General features: G+C 41.7%; 16 protein-coding genes and 5 tRNA genes. 20 read left to right on the forward strand and 1 reads right to left on the reverse strand.

Going from position 1 to position 16,426, the window contains the following annotated elements; all coding sequences use genetic code 11:
- Positions 1–2: 2 nt before the first annotated feature.
- Positions 3–209 carry a hypothetical protein gene (locus tag I2B62_RS19330; RefSeq protein WP_195270667.1) on the reverse strand — a complete coding sequence of 69 codons (207 nt, stop codon included), beginning with the start codon at positions 207–209 and terminating at the stop codon, positions 3–5.
- A gap of 181 nt (positions 210–390) precedes the next feature.
- Between I2B62_RS19330 and I2B62_RS19335 the strand changes: the two genes are divergently transcribed.
- The 20 genes from I2B62_RS19335 (at position 391) to I2B62_RS19430 (ending at position 16,351) form a co-directional block, all read left to right on the forward strand.
- Positions 391–479, forward strand: a tRNA-Leu gene (locus I2B62_RS19335).
- 35 nt (positions 480–514) lie between these two features.
- Positions 515–591 (forward strand) — tRNA-Met (locus I2B62_RS19340).
- A gap of 13 nt (positions 592–604) precedes the next feature.
- Positions 605–681, forward strand: a tRNA-Met gene (locus I2B62_RS19345).
- 32 nt (positions 682–713) lie between these two features.
- Positions 714–788, forward strand: a tRNA-Glu gene (locus I2B62_RS19350).
- A gap of 37 nt (positions 789–825) precedes the next feature.
- Positions 826–901, forward strand: a tRNA-Val gene (locus I2B62_RS19355).
- 48 nt (positions 902–949) lie between these two features.
- Complete coding sequence (gene tilS / locus I2B62_RS19360; protein ID WP_195270668.1) at positions 950–2,365, forward strand: tRNA lysidine(34) synthetase TilS; 1,416 nt, start codon at positions 950–952, stop codon at positions 2,363–2,365.
- Positions 2,355–2,894: a hypoxanthine phosphoribosyltransferase gene (hpt, locus tag I2B62_RS19365; RefSeq protein WP_195270669.1), complete on the forward strand. Its 540-nt coding sequence runs from the start codon at positions 2,355–2,357 to the stop codon at positions 2,892–2,894. Before tilS ends, hpt begins: the two co-directional genes overlap by 11 nt.
- A gap of 67 nt (positions 2,895–2,961) precedes the next feature.
- Positions 2,962–4,827 (forward strand): ATP-dependent zinc metalloprotease FtsH, encoded by a 1,866-nt coding sequence (ftsH, locus tag I2B62_RS19370; protein ID WP_243259630.1) that lies wholly within the window; start codon positions 2,962–2,964, stop codon positions 4,825–4,827.
- An 82-nt stretch (positions 4,828–4,909) separates the two neighbouring features.
- On the forward strand, positions 4,910–5,308 hold the full coding sequence (locus I2B62_RS19375; RefSeq protein WP_195270671.1) for a thioesterase family protein: 399 nt from the start codon (positions 4,910–4,912) through the stop codon (positions 5,306–5,308).
- Positions 5,309–5,326: 18 nt separating this feature from the next.
- Entirely contained in the window at positions 5,327–6,112 is a 786-nt protein-coding gene (locus I2B62_RS19380) for a type III pantothenate kinase (RefSeq protein WP_195270672.1), read from the forward strand.
- Positions 6,113–7,087 (forward strand): tRNA dihydrouridine synthase DusB, encoded by a 975-nt coding sequence (gene dusB / locus I2B62_RS19385; RefSeq protein WP_195270673.1) that lies wholly within the window; start codon positions 6,113–6,115, stop codon positions 7,085–7,087.
- Positions 7,080–7,814 (forward strand): hypothetical protein, encoded by a 735-nt coding sequence (locus I2B62_RS19390; RefSeq protein WP_195270674.1) that lies wholly within the window; start codon positions 7,080–7,082, stop codon positions 7,812–7,814. The genes dusB and I2B62_RS19390 overlap by 8 nt, the downstream gene beginning before the upstream one ends.
- A 105-nt stretch (positions 7,815–7,919) precedes the next feature.
- Positions 7,920–8,744: a hypothetical protein gene (locus tag I2B62_RS19395; RefSeq protein ID WP_195270675.1), complete on the forward strand. Its 825-nt coding sequence runs from the start codon at positions 7,920–7,922 to the stop codon at positions 8,742–8,744.
- A gap of 100 nt (positions 8,745–8,844) precedes the next feature.
- The gene (locus I2B62_RS19400) at positions 8,845–9,474 is read left to right on the forward strand and encodes a stage II sporulation protein M (protein WP_195270676.1); all 630 of its coding nucleotides are present in this window, start codon (positions 8,845–8,847) and stop codon (positions 9,472–9,474) included.
- Positions 9,475–9,994: 520 nt separating this feature from the next.
- Positions 9,995–10,771 (forward strand): enoyl-CoA hydratase-related protein, encoded by a 777-nt coding sequence (locus I2B62_RS19405; protein ID WP_195270677.1) that lies wholly within the window; start codon positions 9,995–9,997, stop codon positions 10,769–10,771.
- A 9-nt stretch (positions 10,772–10,780) separates the two neighbouring features.
- Entirely contained in the window at positions 10,781–12,337 is a 1,557-nt protein-coding gene (locus tag I2B62_RS19410) for a CoA-transferase (RefSeq protein ID WP_195270678.1), read from the forward strand.
- Between the two features lie 45 nt (positions 12,338–12,382).
- A complete protein-coding gene (locus I2B62_RS19415; protein ID WP_195270679.1) occupies positions 12,383–13,522 on the forward strand; it encodes an acyl-CoA dehydrogenase family protein in 1,140 nt (379 codons plus the stop codon).
- Between the two features lie 208 nt (positions 13,523–13,730).
- Positions 13,731–14,153 (forward strand): MarR family transcriptional regulator, encoded by a 423-nt coding sequence (locus tag I2B62_RS19420; protein WP_195270680.1) that lies wholly within the window; start codon positions 13,731–13,733, stop codon positions 14,151–14,153.
- Between the two features lie 164 nt (positions 14,154–14,317).
- Positions 14,318–15,676 carry a sodium-dependent transporter gene (locus I2B62_RS19425; RefSeq protein WP_195270681.1) on the forward strand — a complete coding sequence of 453 codons (1,359 nt, stop codon included), beginning with the start codon at positions 14,318–14,320 and terminating at the stop codon, positions 15,674–15,676.
- A 15-nt stretch (positions 15,677–15,691) separates the two neighbouring features.
- Positions 15,692–16,351 carry a nuclease-related domain-containing protein gene (locus tag I2B62_RS19430; protein WP_195270682.1) on the forward strand — a complete coding sequence of 220 codons (660 nt, stop codon included), beginning with the start codon at positions 15,692–15,694 and terminating at the stop codon, positions 16,349–16,351.
- The last annotated feature ends 75 nt before the right edge of the window (positions 16,352–16,426 follow it).

The raw sequence follows: 16,426 nt of genomic DNA on the forward strand, positions 1-16,426 counted from the left end.
AATCAATCCCACAGAAAGTCTTGCAGCAAATCTTTAATATCAGCAAAATGGTCTAACGCTTCGTTGTCTTTTTCTTTTGAATGTTCAGGAGAGCCTTTTAGGCATAAGCCCTTTACATAGAGACAGGCACCATAATCAAGCACCAGGTCAAATAAGCGCTGGTAAAAAACTTCTTTCTGCTGTGCATTTCTAAAATTTCCATTCATCATAAAACTCCTACATCCCCGCACTAGATGGTTCTTTAAAATTTATTGTATAATTATGCGGTCAATTAATTTTACAATTCGGGAATGAAAAATAAACGAAAAAAAATTTAAAAAAGTGTTGACATTAAGTTTCACAGACTGTATAATAACACTTGTCCTCAGAAATGAGACAGCCACACTGAGTGCCGGAGTGGCGGAACTGGCAGACGCACAGGACTTAAAATCCTGCGATCCTTTTCGATCGTATCGGTTCGATTCCGATCTCCGGCACCATCATTTGTAAGACGCGCTTGCGTCTATTATATTGTCGCGGGGTGGAGCAGCTTGGTAGCTCGTCGGGCTCATAACCCGGAGGTCGTAGGTTCAAATCCTGCCCCCGCAACCAAATTTTAAATTATGGCGGCGTAGCTCAGTTGGCTAGAGCATACGGTTCATACCCGTAGTGTCAGCGGTTCGACTCCGTTCGCCGCTACCATTAATTTAATAGCAAAATGTCAGATTAATTCCGGCCCCTTGGTCAAGCGGTTAAGACACCGCCCTTTCACGGCGGTTACGGGGGTTCGAATCCCCCAGGGGTCACCATTTTGTTTTAAAAAGTTAATAGTTTCATTTTGTACGTGGTCGCTTAGCTCAGCTGGGAGAGCACCTGCCTTACAAGCAGGGGGTCATAGGTTCGAGCCCTATAGCGACCACCATTTTTTTATCCAGAATTAATTGAACTTTGAGATGAGCGTTATATTATCATGGAAGAAAAACTGTTACAATACATTTCTGATAACGGACTGATAATGGCCGGCGATCGCATTCTAATCGGAGTATCCGGTGGTGCTGATTCGCTGGCCTTGTTGCATTTTTTGAAAAAGCATCAGGCGATTTTGAAGATTCAAATTGCAGCCGCGCACCTAAACCATGCAATCAGAGGAAAAGCCGCGGATGAGGATCTCGCTTTTGTAAAAAAATTTTGTTTTGAACGGTCTGTTTTACTCTATGACCGAACTGTGGATGTTATTCATCTGGCCAAAAAGAATAAAATTTCTCTTGAGGAAGCCGGAAGAGAAGCGAGATATGCTTTTTTTAAAGAACTTCAAAGCTCAAAAGCGTATAATAAACTGGCTTTGGGACATCATCTTAACGATCAGGCAGAAACAGTTTTAATGCGTTTGATTCGTGGCACAGGCATAAAAGGAGCGGCAGGGATGCTTTCTGAGACAAAAGGGGAGCGCAGTGTAATCCGCCCATTGCTGTGTGTGGATAAAGTGTCGATCATTTCTTATTGCAAAGAAAATGATCTGCACTATCGGACAGATGATACGAACTTTGAAACGGATGTTACAAGGAATAAGCTGAGATTGGAAATTATTCCAGCGCTCCAGTCGATTAATCCGAGAGTCGAAGATCATTTGGCTGAGTTTGCTTTGCTTGCATATGAACATGAGCAGCTTTTGCAAAATTCTATGGCAGAGTTGAGTCTAAAGATGATTACAAAAAAAAGTAATCGGGTATATCTTAATTTAGAAATGTGGCGGCAGCAGATTTCGCTTATTCAAAAAGAATTGTTGCGTGAGATGATTTTGCAACTTAAGGGTAGTTTAAAAGAAATAGAGTACAATCATATCCTATGCGTTAAGCAGCTGCTTTTATCTGAAAAGACGGTTTGGGATATGCACTTACCACATGGTATGCAGGCTGTCAGGCGTTATGATTTGTTTTGGATAGAAGAAAGAAAGACGCCTGTTAATGTTGAAATTGGCTGTTATGAATTATTACCAGATAAAGTATATTATTTTGCAAAAGAAGGTTTGTGGATTAAAACCTCCATGATTACCGATGAAGGAATAAAAAAATCAAAAGAATTAAAAAATCATAGTGAAAAATATTTTGATTATGGTAAAATAAGAAGAAAGCTTTATTTGAGGAATCGTCGGCCAGGTGATTTTTTCAAACCTGTTGGCATTGAAGGCAAAAAAAAGATCAAGGATTATTTTATTGATCGAAAAATTGAGCGTGAAAAACGCGATGCAATCCCCATGCTGGCAGTGGGGTCTGAAGTAGTCTGGATTTTAGGCTATGCCATTAATCGAGAGTATCAGCCAGGCCCGGAAACCCAAAGTGTTCTTAAAGTTCAATATCAAATAGTAGGAGAAAAATTTGGAGTTTGATTTTGAAAAAATCTTGATAGGCAATCATGCAATAGCGAAAAGAGTTGCCGAACTTGGAAAAAAGATTTCATCGGATTATGCAGGAGATGCGCTTTTGGCAGTCTGCATTTTGAAGGGAAGTATTCTCTTTTTTGCTGATTTGATAAGGTGTTTAACTGTCCCTGTCAAAATTGATTTTATTAAGGCATCGAGCTATGGAAAGAGTACCAGCACTTTGGGAAAAGTAGCGGTTGCTGACCTTTTATCGGAAAAGATAAAAGGCCGGAGAATACTTTTGGTAGAGGATATTGTGGACAGCGGCCTTACCATAAAACGTATTTTAGATTTTTTCTTAAAGCAAGGCGCCTCAGATGTCAGAGTCTGTACCCTGTTGGATAAGCCGGATCGGCGGATAGCCCAGGTAGAGCCCGATTATTCAGGTTTTGTCATTCCGGATGAATTTGTTGTCGGATATGGAATGGACTTTGATGAGAAATATCGAAATTTGCCGTACATTGCTGTTTTAAAAGAACAGGAGAATAATATTTGAAATTAGAAACTATTCAATGACTTATTTTATATGAAAGGAGTGATAGAATTTGAATAAATATCTAAAAATGATAGGGTTTTATTTAGTGATTTTGTTGATTATTATTGTCGCTGTTACCTTTTTAAATCCAATGCAGTCTGATGTAAAAACTTTAACTTACAGTGAACTGCTGAGTAATTTGGATCAAAAACAGGTTTCTGAGATAGAGATCAACCAGTCTTCTGTAAAAGGGAAGCTTGCAAATGGTGACAGCTTTGAAGCCATTGTGCCTCAATACCTTATTGATGAACAAATCAGCGACTACATTACAGGAAACCCGGATCAGAACATTGAAAAGAACCCGAATATGAATGTCACGGTTGCAAAACCACAAGATTCCTGGTGGATATCATTGATCCCCTCAGCGGTTATTATTATCTTGATGGTTGTTTTCTTTATGATGTTTGCAAATCAGTCTGGCGGAGGCGGAGGAAAAGTAATGTCCTTTGGCAAAAGCAAGGCGAGAATGCATACCGATGCAGATAAGAAGGTTACCTTTGCCAATGTAGCGGGAGCAGATGAAGAAAAAGAAGAGCTTGAAGAAATTGTCGATTTCCTGAAGTCTCCGGAGCGCTATAATAAGCTTGGAGCGCGTATTCCTAAAGGGGTGCTTTTAGTGGGGCCTCCGGGAACAGGTAAAACCCTGCTCGCACGTGCTGTTGCAGGTGAAGCGGGCGTTCCGTTCTATATTATTTCAGGTTCAGATTTTGTTGAAATGTTTGTAGGGGTTGGTGCGTCACGCGTAAGAGATCTGTTTGAGACAGCCAAAAAAAGTGCGCCCTGTATTATCTTTATTGATGAAATTGATGCGGTTGGCCGTCATAGAGGTGCAGGCCTTGGTGGTGGTCACGATGAACGCGAACAGACCCTTAACCAGTTATTAGTAGAGATGGATGGTTTTGGCATTAATGAGGGAATTATCGTTATTGCCGCAACAAACCGCCCAGACATTCTCGACCCGGCATTATTGCGTCCAGGCCGTTTTGACCGCCAGGTATTGGTCGGTGTACCGGACGTTAAAGGACGTGAAGAAATTCTTAAAGTCCACCAGAAGGACAAACCATTGGATTCCTCTGTCGATTTAGGTGTTATTGCCAAGGGAACCCCTGGTTTTACGGGTGCGGATCTTGAGAACTTAATGAACGAAGCGGCATTACTGACCGCGCGTAAAAAGGCAAAAGTGATTACGATGGTGGAACTTGAAGAAGCCATTAAACGTGTTATTGCAGGTCCGGAAAAGAAAAGCAAGGTGGTTGTTGAGTCCGATCAGAAGATTACAGCTTACCATGAAGCCGGTCATGCAATTGTTATGGAATATCTCCATAACGGCGAAGAAGTTCACGAAATTTCCATTATACCGCGCGGCATGGCGGCGGGATATACGATTTCGCTTCCAAGTGATGACAGCCAGCATATGAGCAAGGGAAAACTGATGGATAAAATTGCAGGACTACTCGGCGGCCGTGCGGCTGAAAAAGTTGCCCTCGATGATATCTGTACAGGTGCTTCCAACGATATTGAACGCGCTACCAGCATTGCCAGAAAGATGGTCACAGAATGGGGTATGAGCGAGCATCTCGGTCCAATGACCTTTGGTCATGATGATGGCGGAGAGGTATTCTTAGGAAGAGATCTCGGCCGTTCACGTAATTATAGTGAAGAGGTTGCAGCGGTTATTGATAAGGAAATCCGAAATATTGTCGAGACAGCCTTTGAAAGAGCCTGCTTGATTCTGACCGAGAAAAAGGATAAGCTGGTTGAAATTTCAGAGCATCTTCTGGAGGTTAACACCATTACCGGCGAAGAATTTAGAGATATGTACAGCCGCCTGCCTTTAGACGACGGCAGACCTTTGGATGAAGGTAATATCGGCGATCCGGTTCCGGAAGTTTAAAAAAGTAAATAAACAAAAAAGCCGTTAGCAATAACGGCTTTTTTCGCTAATAAACGACCAATAAAAGAAGGGAACAATTGAGATGCAAGAACTGAAAGTTGGTATGGAGCTTAAAAAAGATTACATGGTGACCCGTACTGAAACGGCGCAGACGATGGGAAGCGGGGGACTTGAGGTCCTGGCAACGCCGATTTTAGTCGCATGGGCCGAGAATGCTGCCTATGAAATGGCTGAGCTGTGTCTGCCTGATGAGCAGACAACCGTGGGGGTCAACATTAATTTAAACCACATCGCTGCGACACCAGTAGGAATGAAGGTGCGCATAAAGGTGGTGCTTACCAATATTGAAAGCAGACGTTTGGATTTTACAGTGGAAGCCTGGGATACGGTTCAAAAGGTTGGTGAAGGAACGCATCAGCGCTTTGTGGTTCAGAAGATGAAGTTTATGGGGAAAGTTCTCCAGAAAAAAAATCCTAAATAGACAGAGGTAAAACAGCGCATGATTTTAGTCATTGATGTAGGAAACACAAATACAGAAATCGGGGTCTTTAAAGACGACGAAATCCTCTGCTCCTGGCGATTTGTTTCAAAAACGCCTAGGACCTCTGATGAATATGCAGTAATGTTTCAGGGATTTTTTGAAAATGATCACTTGGACTACCACGAGGTTGAAAGTGTGATTGCGGCTTCCGTAGTTCCGAATATCATGTATTCTTTAAATAATGGAATAAAAAAATTATTCGGCGTTGAGCCTCTGGTAGTAGGCCCAGGGATAAAAACCGGAATGCCGATTCAAACCAGTGATCCGGCAGAAGTGGGCGCAGACCGGATCATTGACGCTGTAGCGGCATATAATCTCTATGGGGGTCCAGTGATTGTTTTAGACTTTGGAACAGCAACCACCTATGATTATGTGGATAAAAACGGTGCATTTGTTGCGAAGGTCACTTCGCCTGGGATACAGATCTCTGCCGAGGCCCTTTTCAGGAACGCTGCCCAGCTGCCCAATATTGCCATAGAAAAACCGGTCTCGATATTGGGAAAAGATACGGTAACCAGCATGCAGGCCGGATTGGTTTACGGTTATATCGGTCAGGTTGAATATATTGTTTCGAGAATGATTGAAGAAATTGGTATAAAAGGCATTAAGGTAGTTGCAACAGGAGGGTATGGAAGAATGTTCCATGAGGAGACGAGAGCCATTGATATTTTCGATCCCCAGCTGTCACTAAAAGGTCTTAAGATCATTCATGATAAAAATATCAAGACATCCAGAGGAAGATAGATGTTTAAAATAGGAAATGTTGAGATAGAAAATCGAATATTTCTGGCGCCGATGGCAGGTTATACTAACCTGCCATTTCGTTTGATTGCCAGGAAATACGGAGCTGGTGCTGTTTTTACCGAAATGATCAGCGGTAAAGGGCTTTATTATAAAGATAAAAAAACCGCTGAGCTGATGCTTACCTGTGATCAGGAAGCACCGGCAGGTATCCAGCTTTTTGGGTCAGAGCCAGAAATTTTAAGTGAAGTGGTAGAAAAATATATTAATCCTACGGACTTTGCATTTTTGGATTTTAACGCTGGATGTCCTGCGCCCAAAATTGTTAAGAATGGTGAAGGCTCTGCATTAATGAAAAATCCCAAACGTCTTGGAGAGCTTGTCCGGGCAATAAAAAAAGTAAGCAGCAAGCCTGTTATTATTAAAACACGCATTGGATGGGATGCTCAGAGCATCAATGTAAGAGAAGTGGCTGAGGTGATTGAGGATGCTGGCGCAGATGCCCATACGATCCATGGGAGAACGCGCGAGGCCTTTTATTCCGGAACGGCCGATTGGAAAATTATCGGACAGGTCAAGGAAAACAGTAAAATCCCGGTTATATTAAATGGTGATATAAACAGTGGGGAAAAGGCTGCTCAGGCTTTTGAAATGACTGGCTGTGATGCCTTGATGATCGGTCGGGCCTCGGTTGGCAACCCCTTTATTTTTCGAGAGATCAACCACCGTCTTTCTACAGGTGAGACCTTGCCGATACCTTCTCCGGAAGAACGGATTCAAACCGCCATTGAACATGTTGAATGGGTTAGTCTGATGAATCGCCCTGAAGCTGCGATTAAGGAAATGCGAAAGCATTTGGCAGCTTATACCAAAGGGCTGAAAAACGCGACAAATTTGAGAAATGAAATTTTTAAGGTGTGCACGAAAGAAGAAGTCCTTACACTTTTAAACCGATATATGGAAGAAAATTATGGTTGATAAGCTTTTAAAAGAACAAAATTTGAGAATTATTCCTTTTCGCGAAAAGAAGATGTATATTGTCGATAATCATCAATATGCGCTGCTGATATGGGCCAGAGAAGTATTGCAGTGCAATATGCCCGGAGTGTTAGTGAGTATTGATTATCATCCAGATACGAATCCCTCTTTTTGGCTGTACGCTTATCAGAAGGCAATAGCCATTGATCCAGAGAGAGAAGAAACGTTGTGTTCGATATTTCAGAAAAAAATCATGGAAGAGATTGATCCTTTACGTCTAGATACTCTGGCGGAAAAGATGCCTTTGATGCGCAATGATGAACAAATCAACACAGCTATGGAACTGGGCTATCTCATTGATTACCATATGATCAACTGCATGGAAAAGCATTGCTACACTAAAGGGCACCATTACCGGGTTCCAGAAGAAAAATTTGGTATTCTAAAAGATGATATGTTCCAGGCGGCAGGATTCGGTTTGTCAAGCTTATGTAATCAGGAGAAGTCAATCTTAATTTTAGACATTGATCTTGATTACTTTATGAAGCGGGAAAATTTTGTTGTTTCATCCAATGAAATGTCCGTTTTCAAAAAACTGCTCAAAGCAGCGCATTTAATTACCTGTGCTCGGTCTGCTACATATTTTGAGCATCTGAAAAGAGAACATTTTACCATAGAAGCGTGTGAAAATGCGCTGATAACAATGCTAAAAAATCTGATGGAATAAAAAAAGGAAAACGCTTAAATACAAAATTCCTTTTGTTTTTTCAGACAGATTAAATCAAGTATGCTAAAATAGAGAAAAAGTTCTGAAGGAGCGTTTGTATATAGAATGAAAAATCTTTATGAAGAAGAATGGTTCAGCAGGCTGTATGCTGTTATTTGCATATTAATTCTGTTGGTCGGGTTTGGTATACGGAATCTTTTAGTATTAATGCTTCCATTTATTTTGGCAGGGGGATATTTCTTTTTTAAATTTAATAAAGAGGATGAAAACCGATTTTTGTTCCGCATGCTGATTCTTATGGCTGTTTTCCCCTTTCTTTTGGCGTTTGTATTTATTCTCTGCGGTAACATTAGAGACGCTGCCTGGTTTGACGCGTATAATATCAATCAATGGGTCATGATCTTTACCGGACTTTTGATTTACGCCGGAACACTTACCCTATCGTTTAGTGCGTTTTATGTAAACAGAGGATCTGATCTCGGCAAAAAGAAAAAAGAAAAAACAGCAGACGCTTCAAAGCTTTCTTTCATTACCTTGTATCCTAAAAATGGAAAAAAGGTTGAAAGTCTTCCAATACCAGGAGACTTAGAGCACCATAAACAGCTGGTAATCCCGATTAATAAAAAAACGGACTGGGTAAAAATCCCATGTCATCTAAAAAATGAAAGTAATTTGCCGGTCATTAGCGTTGGACTAGAAGCATTGAATGAAGAGATAAAGGGAACAAAGAGTATGGATCATGCATTGCTCATACCACCGCATAATACCATTGGTATTGACCTCTATGTTCCGTTGACATCGGCAAAGGGTGTTGACATTAAATGCAGCTTTAAAAATGTGCTGGGCGAAAAAACCGCAGGTTTTTTGCATTTAGATAAAACCGGCGACATTTACCAGGGAATTTACAATTTAAGAATGGTAGAAGCGTGATCGAAGCACCTCATTTGGGGTGCTTTTATTATTTTAAAATGATTGCGCTTTGAGAAAAATGAAAGTATAATGGAGGTAATATAACTGCGGGAGGAAGCCAATGAATTTTATAAAGGAGCAGTATTTTCAGGTCGGGAAATTTTTGAAGACAAGAATCCTTTGGATTTTTATGATTCTATCACTTGCGTTTATCAGTGTCAGTGTCTTCCTTTATTTTGTATTGTTGGGGCACCAGGAAGTCGTTACCGCTCTGTTTAAAAGTTTTACAGAAGCAATTTTAAGCAAAGATATATTAGGATCAGATGGCAGTATTGCATCCGGAAGTCTGTTCTTTAACAATCTGCAGGCTACCACAATTGGGATATTACTGGGTTTCATGCCTTTTTTATTCCTTCCGGTATGGGTTATACTTGTCAATGCTGGCGCATTATCCATCGTTTTCGCGATGGTAAAAATAACAGGAGTGGCCTCTGTTTGGAAGATGATTGTGTTTGGAATTTTACCCCACGGCATTTTTGAACTGACCGCACTGTTTTTAGGAATTTCTTTGGGATTTTATATTTGTAAGACATTATGTATCATTGTCTGTAAGTCTGATTCTGGAATTCACTTCAAAGAGGAGCTTCTAAATGTACTGAGAACTTATCTACTTCTGATCATTCCGCTTTTAATAGTTGCCGCATTGATCGAAAGCTACCTTACGCCCTTGTTAATAAATTTTGCTATTTAAAAAAGAACAGCGGCATTCATTTTGATGATGAATGCTGCTGTTTTTTGTTTTCAATGATCGCAATACGGTTGATTTTATTGATGAATTCTCAAAAAAATAGGGATAGTAGCAAATAATAATTGTAAAAAGGCGTTGCGTGCATAAAATAAGAAAAAGTTGATAAAAATAATGAAATTTATACTTTTTACGTATATCTTTTTTTTAGGATACAGTGTAAAATTAAAATGTGTAAGATTTATTCTCTTACAAGTCCCCTCTCTCCACCATCAATGGTCTCCCAATGTATTGATGGTGGTTTTTTATTTAAGAAATTTTAAAAAAAATTGAAAATTGCTTGACAGAAAATGCCAGAGGGTGTATATTATAGCCAACAAGTAATTTGCGTACGAAATATTTTCATAAAGAAGCGTCTTAAGACGTTTTTTACAGCTCATATAATTCGTATGCTATCTATTTTTTGTGCGAAATATGTACATTCAAGATTTTTACATCAATAGATTATTTTTTAGGGGGTTCTAAAATGAACAATTTATTATTTAATGTGGAAAATGAAATTGGTGTGATTACAATTAATCGTCCCAAAGCGCTTAACGCTCTGAACAGCGAAACACTTTCAGAGTTAAAGCAGCTTGTCAATGAAATTGAAGAGCGTAAGGACATCAAAGTTGTAATCGTAACCGGGGCTGGCGAAAAGGCCTTTGTTGCAGGTGCTGATATTGCAGAAATGGTTGATGGCACTCCGGTGGAAGGACGGCAAATGTGCCTGTTGGCCCATGAAGCATTTGCAAAGCTTGAAAATATTCCCCAGGTAACAATCGCAGCGGTTAATGGATACGCATTGGGGGGCGGTTGTGAATTATCCATGGCCTGTGACATTCGTATTGCAGCGGATAATGCTAAATTCGCTCAACCGGAGGTTAATCTTGGAATTCTTCCTGGCTTTGGAGGGACGCAGCGATTACCGCGGCTGGTAGGAAAAGGAAGAGCAAAGGAACTGATCTTTACAACCGATCAAATTGATGCACAGGAAGCCTACCGGATTGGCCTGGCAAACAAGGTAGTTCCAAGAGAAGAATTGATGAGCACCTGCATAAAAATGGCGGAAAAGATTATCAGTAAGGCAAGCTATGCTGTGACACTGGCAAAATCTGCCATTAACACCGGCATGGATATTGACTTGGCTTCTGGCTGTAAATTTGAATCAGACCTTTTTGGCCTGGCATTTTCTACAAATGATAAAAAAGAGGGTATGATAGCTTTTCTGGAAAAAAGAAAAGCGGATTTAAAGGATTTTTAGGGTGGCAAAATGAAACATATACCAGTTTTAACACCCAAACAGGCAGCGGACTTGGTACAGAATAATCAGATTATTGTGACTGGAGGTTTTGTCGGAAGCTGTTGTCCGGAAACCTTGACCAAGGCATTGGAAAAACGGTTTTTGGAAACCGGTGAACCGAAAAATCTGACCCTGATTTACGCTGCAGCCCAGGGGAATCGGGATGGCAGCGGGGCGGATCACTTCGCGCATGAAGGAATGGTAAAGCGTGTCATCGGGGGGCATTGGAATATGGTTCCTCAGCTTGGAAACATGGTAATTGAGAATAAAATAGAAGGCTACAATCTGCCGCAGGGAACCATTTCTCAGCTGTTTAGAGATATTGCGGGAAACCGTGTTGGCACAATTACCCATGTAGGTTTAAATACCTTTGTTGACCCCAGAAACCAGGGCGGAAAATTAAACGAGATTACAAAGGATGATATTGTAGAGCTTATTGAGATCACTGGACAGGAAAAATTACTTTACAAGGCTTTTCCGGTTAACGTCGCTTTTTTAAGAGGAAGCTATGCAGATGAATACGGAAACATTACGGTTGAGAACGAGGTGGCATCCCTTGAGGGAACTTCCATCGCCCAGGCGGCTAAGAACAGCGGCGGCAAGGTGGTAGTACAGGTCGAAAAAATAGTAAAGGGTGGTACGCTTGATCCCAGATTAGTGAAAATTCCCCGAATTTATGTCGACGCTGTTGTCGTTGCCGAGGAAGGTGACCATCAGCAGTGCTTTGGACATTCTTTTGACGCCTCATTGACAGGGGCCAAGCAAGCGCCCCTTGGCGACACCAAAGCGGACTGTATGTGTACAAAAAAGATTATAGGACGGCGGGCCGCGCTTGAGCTTATGGAAGACAGTGTGGTCAATTTGGGAATTGGCATACCGGAGTATATTTCCCGCGTCGCAAACGAAGAAGGAATTGGGGATTATATGACGCTTACGGTAGAAGCCGGCCCGATTGGCGGGGTGCCGCAGGGCGGTTCGCAGTTCGGTGCAGCCTTGAATCCGGAATGTATTCTGGATCAGGCCTACCAGTTTGATTTCTATGATGGCGGCGGTGTTGATTTAGCATTCCTGGGATTGGCTCAGGCAGATGAAAAAGGAAACATTAACGTTTCTAAATTCGGACCGAGAATTGCTGGCTGCGGGGGCTTTATCAACATCACTCAAAATGCAAAGAGGGTTTACTTCTGTGGTACCTTTACGGCCGGCGGACTAAAGACCGAAATCAAGGATGGAAAGATTAAAATTGTCCAGGAGGGTAAATCTAAAAAATTCTTAACAGAGGCAGAACAGGTTACCTTCAGCGGAGACTATGCTAACAAGACTGGACAACCGGTTATGTATATTACTGAGCGCGCTGTTTTTGAACTGCGAAAAGATGGCGTTTATCTCATTGAAATCGCCCCGGGGATTGATCTGCAAAGAGATATCCTGGAGCAGATGGACTTTGTACCAAAAATGGATGGAGAGCCGGCGCTTATGGACTGGCGGATCTTCCGGGACGAGTTGATGGGAATAAAAGGCAATTAAAAAGATTTTTAAATAAATTTTAATAATATAAAAAGGAGTTTTAAAATGGATTTTCAGTTAGATGATAAAAGATTGGCTTTACAGAAGGCGGTACGGGACTTTGCAGAAAAAGAATTGTTACCAGGTGTTCGAGAAAGGGATGAGACAAGTACTTTCCCGGTTGACGCTTATAAAAAAATGGGGGAAATGGGGCTGATTGGCCTTCCTTATCCAAAAGAGTATGGCGGACAGGGCGGGGATTACCTCGATTATGCCATTGCTGTTGAAGAGATTGCCAAGGTCGACGGGTCTGTAGCCATCTCATACTCTGTATCAACCTCACTTTATGGTGGAAGTGTGTCCAATTCTGCTTCAGAAGAACAAAAGAAAGCCTTCTTACCGCCGGTATTATCCGGTAAGAGCTTCGGCGCTTTTGGACTGACAGAACCCAATGCCGGCTCAGATGCGGGCGGATGTATTACAACCGCCACCAGAGAAGGGGATCATTACATTTTAAATGGTGCAAAGTGTTTTAACACGAATGGCCCTTTAGCCGATTATTTTGCAGTTTACGCTTTAACTGAGCCGGAAAAGAAGGCCAAAGGCTTATCCTGCTTCTTAGTCAAAAAAGGAACGCCAGGCTTTTCAATCGGAAAGATTGAAGACAAAATGGGAATCCGTGCGGCACAGGTATCTGAGCTCATCTTCGATAACTGTAAAATTCCGGCAGAAAACCTGATGGGTGAAGAAGGACAGGGCTTTAAGGTTGCCATGAAAACCCTTGATGGCGGTCGTATTGGTGTAGCTGCACAGGGCTTGGGACTGGCTGAAGGTGCCTTTGAAATTGCCCGTAAGTATTTAATGCAGCGTGAACAGTTTGGTAAACCATTGTATAAGAACCAGTACCTTGCATTTAAAATGGTTGAACTGGAATGTCAGATTGAACAGGCAAGATTAATGCTCTACAAAGCAGCGCTGGATAAAACGGAAGGAAGACCGTATACTCTTTCGGCGGCGAAGGCAAAACTTCTGTGTACAGATGCCGCAATGCATGTCACGACGGAAGCGGTACAGATGCTGGGCGGCAATGGATATATGAAAGATTACCATGTTGAGCGCATGATGCGGGATGCTAAGATTACTCAGATTTATGAAGGAACCAATGAAATCCAGAAGCTGGTGATCAGCGGACAATTATTCAGATAGCAGGATTTAAGACACTGCTCTTATAAAATATTATAAGCTTGATGTAAAGACCCTGCTTAACCGGTTTTTACATAGAACCCCAAAACTCCTGATGGTCTTACCAATCAGGAGTTTTTGCGCGATTTCAATTGACAAAAAATTGCGGATAAAATATAATTAATTAGAATGTAAATATTTCTGTAACAAAAGAATTAGAATTGAGGTTTTTATGGAATTACATGATTGTATAAATTTTTTATTGACCACTGCGCAGCACAATGTTTTTCAATACCTGAGCCAAAGGCTGGCGCCCTATGACATCACACCATCGCAGTATGGCGTGTTGAACTGCTTGTGGGGCAGAGAACACAATACGCCAAAGCAGATCGCAGATACCTTGTGTCTTGAAACCTCGACGATTTCGGGAGTTCTGGACAGAATGCAGAAAAAAGGACTGATTGACCGTATTGTCAACGTTGAAGATCGGAGAGAAGTGCAGGTCATTGCGACTGAAAAGGGCAACCAGCTGGAGGAACCCGTTTTAAAAATTATTGAGGAAGTCAATATTGAGGCTTTAAAGGATTTGGACGGCGCGCAGCAGGAACAGCTTAAAGCTTATTTGCGGATTATCGCGAATGGTGATTTCAAATAGAAGCTACTGGAGAAAAGGCACACAGGGAGAACCGCTGTGTGCTTTTTTGCTGTACATTAAAGTAGTTTTCGTATATAATAAAAAATTGGTGCGTTAAAAGGCAATAAAAGAGCCTGTGAGAACAGAGGCACATAAAATTAAAAGTGAGGAGCGTTTTTAATTTAGTGGAGAATCGAAAAAGAAGTCAGTTTTCAGGAAAGCTTGGTTTTGTCCTGGCCGCCGCGGGTTCTGCCGTTGGGCTTGGCAATATATGGCGCTTTCCGTATTACGCTGCGAAATACGGCGGCGGAGCATTTATTCTGGTTTATATCATTTTAGCGTTGACCTTTGGTTATACTCTGATGACCACAGAGATCGCGATTGGGAGAAAGACTCATCTGAGCCCCATTGGCGCTTACAAAAAATTAAACTCAAGGGCTGCCTTTATAGGCGTTTTTGCAGTGGTCGTCGCTGCGATTATTACGCCCTATTACAGCGTGATCGGCGGATGGGTCATCAAATATCTGACTGTTTTTGCAACCGGAGGGATGACAGAGGCAGCAACGGATACTTTCTTTTCAAATTATATCAGCACAAGTGCAGAACCCATTATCTGGATGGGGCTTTTTATTCTGATTGGAGCGGTTATTTTGTTTGGCGGTGTAAAGGGAGGTATTGAGAGGGCCAGTAAGATACTGATGCCTGTTTTGGTGCTTCTGACCATTTTTCTGGCCGCCTATTCGTTCACGCTTCCAGGTGCGCTTGACGGTTTTAAATACCTGCTGATTCCGGATTTTTCGAGATTTTCAATTATGGGGGTAGTAGCCGCCATGGGGCAGATGTTTTACTCAATGTCCTTAGGAATGGCGATTATGGTTACCTATGGATCCTACATGAAAAAAGATGAAAATATCGAAAAATGCGTCGGTCAGATTGAGATTTTTGATACCGGCATAGCCATATTGGCGGCTATGATGATTGTTCCGGCGGTTTTCGCTTTTTCGGGTGGAGATCCGAGCGCGTTAAACGCAGGCCCAGGCCTGATGTTTATTACTTTGCCCAAGGTGTTTGCTTCAATGCCAATGGGCGGTATGGTTGGGGCGGTTTTCTTTGCGCTGGTGTTATTTGCGGCCCTTACCTCTGTTATTTCACTAATGGAAGCCATTATCAGTGCTGTGTGCGACCAGTTTAAGCTGCCGAGAAAGAATGCTGTTTTTATGGTGGCGCTGCTTTGCTTTGTTGTGGGTATGGCGCCGAGCCTTGGCTTTGGATTGTGGGACAGCGTTCAGATCTTTGGGCTGCAGATTCTTGATTTTATGGACTTTGCATCCAATTATATCCTGATGCCCTTGGGCTCCTGCCTGACCTGTGTCTTGGTTGGATGGATCATCAAACCAGATTTTGTCCTGAGTGAGCTTAAATCCTCAGGGGAGTTTAGACGGGAAAAGCTTTATATTTTTATGCTGAAATACATTGCGCCGGTCTTTACCATCGCAATTATGGTAGCCTATATACTGGATACTTTTAAAATAATCAAGCTTTAGGCAAAGCGAAAAAACATGCTGTGGTTATTTCTTTTAGGATTGTTTTTTGCTGTTGCTGTGATCTTTAATCAATGGATCAAAAATAAAAAGAAGCGTAAAGCTGGTGAGATGGGTGAAACTGAAGTTTATCAGATCCTCAACAAAATAATACCTGGAAGCAGTGTTGTTTTTAGAAATCTTTATCTGCCGACAGCAAAAGGAAGCACAGAGATCGACCTTCTTCTGTTGACTCGAAAGGGGTTTTTTGTCTTTGAGATTAAAAACTATCGTGGTAATATTTTTGGGGATGAACGGTACAGCGAATGGGTCAAAATTCTGAGCAATGGCAGAAGAGTCCCCTTTTATAATCCGATATGGCAAAATGAAGGGCATATCCGCGCTCTGCTCTGTCTTTTTCCGGAAATTAACCCAAAGCGTGTTTACTCACGCATTGTGTTCTGCGGCAGCAGTGAAATAAAAAAAGTAAAAATTAAAAGTCGGAACGTTTTGGTTTTGAAACAGAGTGCGTTAAAAAGAAAGATGAAATGGAAGCTCCGGCTGGGTTTTAACAGGTTTTCCAGAAATGAGCTGTCCTTTTTTGAGAAGCGGCTCCAGGAATTTGCAGATACGGACAGGCGCGTAAAGCACAGTCATAAAAAACAGGTTAAAAGCCTGAAAAAGCGGCATCTGGCCTGAGAACAGTAAAACCTAAAGGAAGCAGGTTGTAATATAAATCCTATTACAGCCTGTTTTTTATATGCAAAAATATAG

This window comes from Eubacterium sp. 1001713B170207_170306_E7 (genome assembly GCF_015547515.1).
GTDB lineage: Bacteria > Bacillota > Clostridia > Eubacteriales > Eubacteriaceae > Eubacterium.